This window comes from Sphingomonas sp. SORGH_AS_0870, assembly GCF_031453175.1.
GTDB lineage: Bacteria > Pseudomonadota > Alphaproteobacteria > Sphingomonadales > Sphingomonadaceae > Sphingomonas.
Window position 1 is genome coordinate 1,148,207 of sequence record NZ_JAVIYW010000002.1, and the last position, 11,329, is coordinate 1,159,535.

An 11,329-nucleotide genomic window follows, 5' to 3' on the forward strand; every position below is an offset into this window, starting at 1 on the left:
TCAGCGGCGCTTGCCGTTGTGGCGGATATTCGCGGGCCTGCCGCGCCGTTTCAGCACGCGGCGCGGCTCGGGCGTGGCGCCCTTGCCGTCGGGGAGTTCGAAGCGCAGCGCGCCCGATACCGGGTTCGCCTCCGCCAGACGCAGCGGCAGGCGCTGGCCCAGCTTGTAGATTTCGCGGGTCTTCTCGCCCAGCAGTTGCTGCGAGCCTTCATCATAGTGGAAGTAATCGCCGCCCAGGTCGCGGATCGGCATCAAGCCGTCGCCGCCTACGTCATCGACGGTCGCGAAGAAGCCGAAATTGGTGACGCCGGTGATCCGCGTCTCGACCACCTCGCCGACATGCTCGGCGAGGTACGCCGCGACATAGCGGTCGATCGTCTCGCGCTCCGCCTCCATCGCGCGGCGCTCATATTGGCTGATCGACGTGCCCAGCCGCTCCATCTCCTCGCCCTCGGGTAGCAACCCGCCATCACCCAGCTTGTACGCGCCGACCAGCGCGCGGTGGACGACGAGGTCGGCATAGCGCCGGATCGGCGAGGTGAAATGCGCATAGGAGCCCAGCGACAGGCCGAAATGCCCCTGATTGACCGGCGCATAATAGGCTTGCGTCTGCGAGCGGAGGATCTGCTCCATCACCTGCGGTTTGAAGTCCGCGTCGCCGATCTTGTCGATGATCCGGTTGAAGGTCGCCGGGCGGATCACCTGGCCCATGGCGAAGGGGATGTCGAAGGTTTCGAGATAGTCCTTGAGCGCGACCAGCTTGGTGCGGCTGGGCACCTCATGGACGCGGTACATCACGGGTGCCTTCTTCGCCTCCAGCGCCTTGGCGGCGGCGACGTTGGCGGCGATCATGTAATCCTCGATCAGCCGGTGCGCATCCAGCCGCGCGCGCGGCGCGACCGACAGGATGCGGCCATTCTGGTCGAGCACCACCCGCCGTTCGGGCAGGTCGAGGTCGAGCGGCTCGCGATCGTCGCGCGCCTTGGCGAGCGCGGCCCAGCAGTCCCAGAGCGGGCGCAGCGCCGTCTCGGTCAGTGGATGCGAGAGTTCGCCATCGATCGCGGCCTGCGCGTCTTCATAGGCGATGTTCGCCGCCAGCCGCACGACCGCGCGGGTGAAGCGAAAGCCCTTGAGCTTGCCGTCCTTCGTCACCTGCAAGTGACAGGCGAGCGCGGCGCGGTCCTCGCCTTCCTTCAGCGAACAGACATCCGCCGACAGGATCTCGGGCAGCATCGGCACCACCCGGTCGGGGAAATAAACCGAATTGCCCCGCCGCTGCGCATCCTTGTCGATCGCTGAGCCGGGACGGACATAGAAGCTGACGTCCGCGATCGCGACGATGGCGCGCCAGCCCTCGGGATTGGCGGGATCGTCGTCGGGCGCGGCCCAGACGGCATCGTCATGGTCGCGCGCATCGACCGGGTCTATCGCGACGATCGGCAGATCGCGCAAATCCTCGCGGTCGTCGCCCAAGGGCTGGCGCGCGACCCGCTCGGCCTCCTCCAGCGTTTCGGGCTGGAAGCGGTCAGGAATCTCGAACTTGTGGATCGCGATCAGCGAGAAGCTGCACGGGGCGAAGGGATCGCCCAGCCGCTCGACCACCTTTGCGGTGATGCGCGGCGGGCGGCCCGCCTTCTCGGCCAGCACCAGGTCGCCCGCTTCCGCGCCGCCGGTGTCCGACACCATCATCTCGCGTCGGTCCTTCTTGTCGACGGAGGTCAGCCAGAAGCGCCCGGCCTCCTCGCGCAGCACGCCCAGCACCTGTTCGGAGGCGGGCGCGATCGTCTTCATGACATGCGCGATCCAGCCGCCACCCGCTTCCTCGGTACGCGCCAGCACCCGCTGGCCGATGCCGAGTTGCCCACGCTTGCGTTCGCGGATGCGCAGGCGGGGGATGGGCACGCCGTCCGCTTCCCAGCGTTCCGGCTGGCCCCAGACATTGCCGCCGTCATCGACATCGACGACGCGCAGCACCGTCACCTTGGGCAAGCCGCCCATCTTGTGGAAGGCGCGGCCCGGCGCGCTGTCGATCAGCCCTTCGTCGGCCATGTCCTTGAGCAGCGCCTTCAGCCCGATCTTCTCCTGCGCGGACAGGCCAAAGGCGCGTGCGATCTCGCGCTTGCCCGCCGGCTGGTCCGACTGTTCGATGAAGGCGAGGATTTGCTCACGGGTCGGCAGACCCGGCTGGGGTTTTTTCATGGAGTGGAGATAGGCGGTGGGGCGGGCGACGTCACCCCCGGCATTCCATTCCTTCCCCTGCAGGGGGAGGAATGTGTTTGGCTTGCGCGTCCAGCCTTGTCATGATCCAATGTAATACCAGTACGGCGTAGCGGGACGGGCAGATGATGATGACTTTATGGGCTTCGGCCGCGATCCTGGCGGTGGCTCCGGCGCAGGCCGATCTGGACCGGCTGGCGGCGACTTTGGGCTATCGCTATACCATCCTGACCAACCGTCCGGCATCCTGTCCCACCGGCATCCCGCGCTGTTTCGAGGCGGATATCGCCATCGCCGTGCCCGGGGACGCGCCCAGCCTGCCGGTCGAGATCCGCTACAGCCTGGTCAATCCGGTGCTGAAGGTCGAGAGCGACCTGTTCGACAATCGGACGATCAACGGCGATTTGAACGTCCTGACGCTGAAGCCCGGCCGGAGCCTGACGCCGGGGCAGGTCTATCATGTGAAGCTGACCGGGCTGGGCGCATTCTTCTCGCGCAATCACATGATGCCCAACGCGACGCTGGCCGCCGCCGGTCTCGCGCCGCGCGTGATCGCAGCGACCCGGACGGGGACCGATGCGGAGACGGCGCTGGAGACCTTGCCCTTCGTCGCGCCGATGACCGATGAGGCCGCGCTGGCCCGCAGCGCACCCGACGACCAGACGCTGTGGCGGACTCCCGAGCGTGCCTTTGCGCTCTATGCCGAGCGGGGGGCGGCGACCCCGGTCGACGTGGCGATCCTGCCCAGGCCGATGACGGTCAGGCGGCCCGCCGGTGCGCCGGTCGATCTGTCCGGGGGGCTTCGCGTGACCACGGACGGCATCGCCCGCGCCGCCATCGCGCCCGCGCTGGCCGGATTGCCCGTGGGCCGTGTGCCGCTGACCATCCGCAAGACGGCGGGGCTGGCGGCGGAGGGCTATCGCCTGACCATCGGCCAGGGCGGCGTGACCATCGCGGCGGCGGATGCGGCGGGGGCGTCCTATGCCCTGCGGTCACTGGCGCAGCAGATGGCGGCGGAGGGCCCGCGCCTGCGTCCGCTGATCGTCGAGGACGCGCCGCGCTACGGCTTTCGCGGGCTGCACATCGACCTGGCGCGCAATTTCCATAGCAAGGCCGAGATCCTCAAGCTGATCGAGCAGATGGCGGCGTACAAGCTCAATACGCTGCACCTGCATCTGGGCGATGACGAGGGCTGGCGCCTCCAGATCGCGGCGCTGCCCGAACTGACCGAGATCGGCGCCTATCGCTGCGAGGACCTCGGCGAGAAGACCTGTCTCTCGCCCCAGCTCGGCGCGGACCCGGCGCGCGATGCGCCGAGCAACGGCTATCTGACCGCCGCCGATTATACCGACATCCTGCGCGCCGCCGCCGCGCGGCAGATCGCGGTCATCCCCTCCTTCGACATGCCGGGCCATTCGCGCGCGGCGATCCGGTCGATGGAGGTCCGCTATCAGCGGCTGATGGCGAAAGGCGACCGCGTCGGCGCCGAACGCTTCCGCCTGGTCGAGCCGGGCGACACCACCCGCTATTCCAGCGTCCAGCATTATGACGACAACACGCTGAACGTCTGTATCGACAGCACCTATCGCTTCATCGACACGGTGATCGACGCCATCGCGGGCCTGCACAAGGCGGCGGGGGTGCCGCTGACCACCTATCATATCGGCGCGGACGAGACGGCGGGCGCCTGGACCCAGTCGCCCGCCTGCAAGGTGATGATGGCCAGGACCGGCCTGCAACCCAAGCAGCTGGGCGCCTATTTCATCGAGCGGATTTCGGCCGATCTCGCCAGGCGCGGCATCGCGGTCGCGGGGTGGAGCGACGGCCTGGGCCATACCGACCCCGCAAGGATGCCCGCGAAGGTCCAGACCAATATCTGGAGCAACCTGCACGCAGGCGGCGTCGCCGAGGCGCATGGCCAGGCCAATCACGGGTGGAAGACCGTGCTGTCGATCCCCGATCTCGGCTATTTCGACATGCCCTATGCCGCCGATCCGGACGAGACGGGCTATGACTGGGCCTCGCGCGGGGTGGACAGTTTCCAGGTGTTCGGCTTCATGCCGGGCAATCTGGCCGCCAATGCCGCGCTGATCCCCAATATCCTCGCCCAGCCCAAAGCCATCGCCGACACCGTGCCGCTCCAGCCCGGTCGCGAGATCGCGGGTATCCAGGCGCAATTGTGGAGCGAGACGGTCCGCCGCGACAGCCAGGTCGACTATATGCTGTTCCCGCGCCTGCTGGCGCTGGCCGAGCGGGCGTGGCGCAAGCCGGACTGGGAGCCCGCCTATGTCGCGGGGGCGGGCTATGAACCCGGCGATGCGCGGGTGGACCGGGCGAAGTTGCTGGCGGGCTGGCGCGACTTTGCCGGGCGGATGGGCGTGCAGATGCGGATGCTCGACCGCGCGGGCGTGGCCTATCGCCTCGCCCCGCCGGGCGCGTGGATCGCGGGCGGTCGGCTGGAGGCGAACACCGAGTTTCCCGGCACCCCGATCGAGTATCGCATGGGCGGTGCCACCCCGTGGCGGCGCTATGACGGGCCGGTGGCGGTGACGGGGGCGGTCGAGCTTCGCACCCGCACCCCCGATGGCCGCCGCGCCAGTCGGACGGTTACGGTTTCGCCGTAACCGCGATCAGACCCTTCGGTTACGGTCTCGCCGTAACCGCGATCAGGTTGGGCGCGTCCGCGACGAACGTATCGAGCACGCCGTCCGCGATCTTGACCGGCCCGCCGAAGCGGGTGGCGCCGGGGATGGTCTGCACCGCGGCGGCCTGGGTGGCGATCCGCTTTGCATCGGCGAAATAGCGCGTCGCGGCCGGGTTGCCCCGGTCGGCGGCGTCGAGCCCGGCGGCGGTCTGTCGCAGCGCGCGGCCCCAGAGCTGCATCGCATCGAGCCAGGGGGCGGCCTGTTCGGCAAAGCCCGGATCGGCCACGCCCGCACGGATCGTGTCAGGCGCATCGGCCAGTGCATCGGCCTTGTGGCCCAGCGCCGCGATCGCCGCGCGCCGCTCTTCCTCGTCGCCATTGGCCAGCGCCTCGCGGACATGATCGAGCAGCGCCTTCAGCTTCGGCGCCTGTTCCTGCCAGGGCTGGCTGCCGAAGGTGGGGGCCAGATGCTGGGTATCGAACAGTTCCAGCAGCGCGGCCGTCGCGCGCGCGTCATTCCCCGCCAGATCGCGCGCGGCATAATGCCAGGTGCGGTCCGCGTCATAGCCCTTGTCGTTCCAGCCAAAGGCCAGCACGCCCGTCACCGCGACCCGGCTGGGCGCTTCCTGGTTCATCGGGTTGGACAGGATGCCGGTCAGCTCGGACGACAACCCCGCCTCGCGCTTGGCATAGGGGGCGAGCAGCAGCCGCCCGGCCGAGCTGGCATAGTCGTTGACCGGATAATTGTCCCATAGCAGCGTCTTGCGCCCGAACGCCTTGGTCGCCGCCTTGGCATCGGGGATGGAGATGGCGGGGGGCACGACATCGGTGCCGGTCCATTGCACGACGATGCGCGGGTTTAGGTTCGCCCGCAGCGCGGCCTTGTAGGGGCTTTCCTTGGCGTCGTAATATTCGGTCGGCACCATGATCAGCGGACGCGAGGCCGGGTCCTGGCGCAGCAGGTCGGCCTGTACCACGTTGAGCAGCTTCGACTGGGCGATGCCCGCCGCCTCCGCGCCCGAGGGGCCGAACGCCGCCTTGTCGGCGTCGCAATTCCACTTCTGATATTCGATGTCGTCCAGCGCGACATAGAAGCTGTGCACGCCGATCCCGCGCAGCGCCGCGAATTTGCGCAGCAGCGCCTGTTCGTCCGCCGGGTTGGAGAAGCAGATGCTCGGCCCCGGCGAGATGGCATAGACGAAATCGACATGGTTCGCCCGCGCCCGCGCGACCAGCGTGCCGAGTTCGCTCAGCGTGGTCGCCGGATAGGCCTCGCGCCACTTGTCGCGCGCGAAGGGGTCGTCCTTGGGGCTGTAGACATAGGTGTTGGCCTTCATCTCCCCCAGAAAGTCCAGATGCCTGGTGCGGTCGGTCATCGACCAGGGCTTGCCGTAAAAGCCCTCGATCGTGCCGCGGATCGGCATGGCGGGATGATCGCGGATGGTCAGCGCGGGGATGGTCGGCCGGGCGAGCAGCTGGCGCAGCGTCTGCACCGCATGGAACAGGCCGTCGGCATCATGCCCCGCCAGCGTGATCAGCCCCGCGCCCGTGCTGCGGGTCGTCAGCGTATAGCCTTCGGTCCGGTCCTCGGCGGTCGCGCCGCTGCGTGCCAGCGCCTCGCGGACGATCGCGGCGCTGTCGGGACCGATCACGATCGTCGGGCGGTCGGGGGTGGCGGGCAGGCGGCTGGCGGTCGCGACCTCGCTGATCCCCGCCCTGGCGAGAAGCGTGCGGACCAGCGCGGCGGTCGCGGGCTCGGTGCCGGGCGCGACGATCAGCGTGACCGGGCGCCTCAGCGCGATCGCGCCGTCGCCCAGCGTCATCGCGGTCGGCGCCGGGAAGATGGCGGGAAGGGTGGCGGTGGCGGCCTGCGCCGAGGGGGCCGAGAGGCTCGCGAATGCGACCGCCGCGATGACGCCGCCGTTCCACCTGTTTGCCCGCCGCGTCATCCTCGTTCTCCGGTATTGAAATGGTATTGTCGGAGACTAGGGGAGAGGGGCGTGGGCCGCAAGCCGGTTTAGGTTGCGGGGTAATGGTTTGAGTTTTATGGATTTTGTCGGGGCGGCGGGGCGTGGCCTTCGACTTCGCTCAGGCTGAACGGTGGCGGGGCGCGTGCTGAATCCTAGAGCCGATCGACATTCACGCTTGCTTCTTTTTTCCCTCTCCCCTGGACAGGGGAGAGGGTTAGCGAAGCTTGCCAGCCTGCTGGCTAGCGCAGCTTGGGTGAGGGATACAGCGAGCCCAAAGGCTCGCGCGCTCGCCAAGCGAGCGCCCACCCCTCACCCAGCTCCGACTAAGCCTTTGCTTTCGCAAAGGCCAAGTCTGCGCAACCCTCTCCCCTCTGCGAGGGGCGAGGGGCGGAAAGGCATGGCTGAATGTCAATCAGCCCTAACACCCGTTCCGCCTGAGCGCAGTCGAAGGCCACGCCCCTCCAGAAGAAACTGGTACTAAACCGGCCCTATCAGTCGTGGAATTGCAGGCTGGCCAGCCGCGCATAGAGCCCGCCATGCGCGATCAGTTCGGCGTGATGGCCCTGCTCGACGATCCGGCCGCCGTCCATCACCACGATCCGCTCGGCCGCCCGGACCGTCGCCAGCCGGTGCGCGATGACCAACGTGGTCCGGTCCGCCATCAACCGCTCCAGCGCCTGTTGCACCAGCTGCTCGCTCTCGGCGTCGAGCGCGCTGGTCGCTTCGTCCAGCAACAGGATCGGCGCATCGCGGAGGAGCGCGCGGGCGATGGTGATCCGCTGGCGCTGCCCCCCGGAAAGGCGCGCGCCGCCTTCGCCCAGGAAGGTGTCGAGCCCCTGCGGCAGCGCGCGCAGGAAATCGGCGGCGTTGGCGGCCTCTGCGGCGGCCCAAAGCTCATCGTCGCCGGCGTCCCACCGGCCATAGCGTAGATTGTCGCGCGCCGAGGCGCCGAAGATCACCGTCTCCTGCGGCACCATCGCGATTCGCGCCCGGATCGCGGCCGGGTCGGCATCGCGCAGCGACACGCCGTCGAGCGAGATATGGCCGCCCTGTGGGTCGTAGAAACGCTCGGCCAGCTGGAACAGCGTCGACTTGCCCGCGCCCGAGGGGCCGACCACCGCCACCGTCTCGCCCGGTCGGATGTCGAGCGAGAAGTCGTTCAGCGCGGCGACCTCGGGCCGGGTCGGATAATGGAACACGACATGCTCGAACCGCAACGCGCCCATCGGCACGACCGGCAGGACGGCGGGGGCGGGGGGCGGGGCGATTTCGGGCTGTTCGGCGAGCAGCTCGGCCAGGCGCTGCGCCGCGCCCGACGCGCGCAAAATGTCGCCCCACACCTCGGTCAGCGCCTGGAACGAACCCGCGACCAGCATGCCCGTCACGACGAAGGCGGTCAGCGACCCGCCCGACAACCGCCCGCTGGCGACATCGGCGACCGCTTCCCAGAGCAGCAGGGTCAGCCCGCCGAAGAACAGCCCGATCACCATCGCGGTCATCACCGCGCGCAGCAGGAAGCGCTTGCGCGAGGTGGCGAAGCCGTTGCTGACGGCATGTTCGAACCGCTCGGCCTCGCGCCGCTCCTGGCCGAACGCCTGCACGACCTTCATCGCGCCCAGCGTCTCGACCGCGATCGCGCCGATATCGGCCAGCCGGTCCTGGCTGTCGCGCGAATAGCTGCGCACCTTCTTGCCCAGCAGCACGATGGGCAGCACGACGAGCGGGATGCAGACCAGCAGCGACAGGGTCAGCTTGGGCGACAGCGCGAACAGATAGATGGTGCCGCCGATCCCGATCACGACATTGCGCAGCGCGATCGAGATGGTCGATCCGACCACCTGCTCGATGATCGCGGTGTCGGCGGTCAGCCGGCTGGCGATCTCGGAGGGGCGATTCTCCTCGAAATAGCGGGGCGCCAGCCGCAGCAGATTGGCCTGCACCGCGACGCGGATGTCCGCGACCGTCCGCTCGCCCAGCCAGGACACGAAATAGAAGCGGAACGCCGTTGCCAGCGCCAGCACCACGACCACCGCCAGCAGTCCCTGGAAATAGGGGGTGATATCTTCCCCCTTGGTCAGGTTGCCGAAGCCGTGGTCGATCACCTTCTGGAAGGTGCGCGGGATGAACAAGGTCGCGCTGGCCGCGACCAGCAGCGACAGCGCGGCGGCGGCGAGATGCGCGGGGTAGCGCAGCGTGAACCGCCAGACCATCTTCAGATTGCTGATGCGGCGGCTGGCCGGAACGGGGGCGGAGTCGCGGGGGGCGGCGGGTTTGGCCATGATCGCTGCGGCCTAGCAGCGCGGAGGCGGCGGCTCAACGCCGGGTGTCGACCCTTAGGCATCGTTTGGCCGCTTTGAAGCGTTCAGCGGCATGTAATCGTGAACATGATCCTGTCATCGACCCGGCACCATGACCGATCGGCCATATTATGGTCATCTCGCGCAAACGGTTTCGTGCTAGACCGATGGCAATCAGGGCTCCCGCTGGGGAGCGCAGGGGAATCGACGATGTTGTACGACGCCTATGAAATGCAGCGTTCGATGCTGGCGGGTGCGAGTGCGCTGGCCAATTTCGGCGCGGGCCTGCTCCAGAACCCGGCCAATCCCTTCGCCTATCTGGGCGGCGGCGCGATCATGGGGTCGGCGCTGGAGGTGTTCGCCCATGCCGCCGCGCCGCGCGGCAAGCCCGCCTTCGGCCTGACCAAGACCGAGATCGACGGGCGCGAGGTCGCGGTCCATGAAGAGATCGTGCTGCGCAAGCCCTTCGGCCAGTTGAAGCGGTTCCGCCGCGAGGGCGTGGAGGGCAGCCCCAGGCTGCTGATCGTCGCGCCGATGTCGGGCCATTATGCGACGCTGCTGCGCGGCACCGTCCAACGGATGCTGCCGACCTGCGAGGTGTACATCACCGACTGGCGCGACGCGAAGCTGGTGCCGCTGTCGGATGGGCGGTTCGATTTCGACGATTATGTCGACTATCTGATCGACTTCCTGACCGAGATCGGGCCGGGCGCCCATATGCTGGCGGTGTGCCAGCCTTCGGTGCCGTCCTATGTCGCGGCCTCGGTGATGAGCGCGGACAGGCATCCCTGCACGCCGCGCACGCTGACCCTGATGGGCGGCCCGGTCGACACGCGCGAGGCGCCGACCGCCGTCAACCTGCTGGCGACCGAGCGGCCCCATGCCTGGTTCGAGCAGAATGCGATCGCGACCGTGCCGATGACCTATCCGGGGGCGGGGCGGCGGGTCTATCCGGGCTTCCTGCAGCTGGCCGGGTTCATGTCGATGAACCTGGGCAACCACATGATCTCGCACTGGGAAATGTTCAAGCATCTGGTCCAGGGCGACGACGAGAGCGCCGAGGCGACCAAGCGCTTCTATGACGAATATCGCGCGGTGTGCGACATGACGTCGGAATTCTATCTCCAGACGGTCGAACTGGTGTTCCAGCGGCACGCGCTGCCCAAGGGCGAGATGCTGCATCATGGCAAGCGCATCGATCCGGGTGCGATCACCGATATCGGCATCCTGGCGATCGAGGGCGAGCGTGACGATATCTCCGGCTTGGGCCAGACCCGCGCCGCGCTGACGCTGGCGACGAGCCTGCCGGACGAGAAGAAGCGCTATTACATGGCCGAGCAGGTCGGCCATTACGGCATCTTCAACGGCTCCAAATGGCGCAACCGCATCGCGCCGGTGGTCGAGGAATGGATCAAGGCCAACGGGTGAGGGGCTGCCGACGCCTGACTCAACGTCCCATTCTCCGTTCAGCCTGAGCGAAGTCGAAGGCCACGCGATACCCTCTGCCAGAAGCGTGTGGCGAACCGATTCCCTTGGCCTTCGACTGCGCTCAGGCTGAACGGGGCGGGGGCCGGACAGGGGCGGGAGAAATAGAAAAACGCCCGGAAGCCATGGCCTCCGGGCGTTTCGCATTCCCGTAACCGCGTATCTACGCGACCGAACCGACCACCGCATGGCTGGACGACTCGTCCGAACGGATCGTGCCGCCGAACAGCATCTTCACCCGGCCCGACAGTGAGATATCGGTTTCCCACAGCTCGGCCGAGCTGATGTCGAAGCGCAACAGGGTCAGATTGGGGTCCGACTTGCCCTTCGGGAACCAGGCCTCGACCTGATTATTCCACAGCTTGTCGATCTGCGCCCGGTCATCGTCCTTCGAGACATGGCCCGCGAGGCAGGCGAAGAAGTCATGTCCCTTGCCCACGAACTGCGCCATCGCCTCGCCACCGCCCGCGATGCGGTTGTCGCGACCGGCGAAGAAGAACAGCGTATTGGGCTGATCGTCGTCGATCTGCGCGGTCATCGGTTCGGAATGCTGGCCGTCATTCAGGCCGATCATGACGAACGGGCTGTCCTTCAGCTTGTTGAGGAACTTGGCGGCGATTTCCTGGGGGCTGTCGTCGGCCATCATGGCTCTCCTGTTCTTGGGGTTTGACGGGAGAACGATGCGGGGGCGGGGATGGTTGCGCGCTCTTGTAGAG

Annotated in this window: 6 protein-coding genes; 2 read left to right on the plus strand and 4 right to left on the minus strand. The window is 67.8% G+C overall.

Going from position 1 to position 11,329, the window contains the following annotated elements:
• Positions 1-2,199, minus strand: a complete 2,199-nt coding sequence (gene rnr, locus QE363_RS05985) for a ribonuclease R (RefSeq protein WP_309693110.1) — start codon at positions 2,197-2,199, stop codon at positions 1-3.
• A gap of 143 nt (positions 2,200-2,342) precedes the next feature.
• Here rnr and QE363_RS05990 point away from each other — a divergent pair, with 143 nt between their 5' ends.
• The gene (locus QE363_RS05990; protein ID WP_309693115.1) at positions 2,343-4,841 is read left to right on the plus strand and encodes a family 20 glycosylhydrolase; all 2,499 of its coding nucleotides are present in this window, start codon (positions 2,343-2,345) and stop codon (positions 4,839-4,841) included.
• A 19-nt stretch (positions 4,842-4,860) separates the two neighbouring features.
• Here the strand turns inward: QE363_RS05990 and QE363_RS05995 are convergent, their stop codons facing one another.
• Positions 4,861-6,810 carry a beta-N-acetylglucosaminidase domain-containing protein gene (locus QE363_RS05995; protein ID WP_309693118.1) on the minus strand — a complete coding sequence of 650 codons (1,950 nt, stop codon included), beginning with the start codon at positions 6,808-6,810 and terminating at the stop codon, positions 4,861-4,863.
• Positions 6,811-7,322: 512 nt separating this feature from the next.
• Positions 7,323-9,110: an ABC transporter transmembrane domain-containing protein gene (locus QE363_RS06000; protein ID WP_309693121.1), complete on the minus strand. Its 1,788-nt coding sequence runs from the start codon at positions 9,108-9,110 to the stop codon at positions 7,323-7,325.
• A 228-nt stretch (positions 9,111-9,338) separates the two neighbouring features.
• Here QE363_RS06000 and QE363_RS06005 point away from each other — a divergent pair, with 228 nt between their 5' ends.
• Positions 9,339-10,556: a polyhydroxyalkanoate depolymerase gene (locus QE363_RS06005; protein ID WP_309693125.1), complete on the plus strand. Its 1,218-nt coding sequence runs from the start codon at positions 9,339-9,341 to the stop codon at positions 10,554-10,556.
• Positions 10,557-10,776: 220 nt separating this feature from the next.
• Here QE363_RS06005 and QE363_RS06010 read toward each other — a convergent pair whose 3' ends face one another.
• A complete protein-coding gene (locus QE363_RS06010; protein ID WP_309698106.1) occupies positions 10,777-11,256 on the minus strand; it encodes a pyridoxamine 5'-phosphate oxidase family protein in 480 nt (159 codons plus the stop codon).
• Positions 11,257-11,329 lie beyond the last annotated feature (73 nt).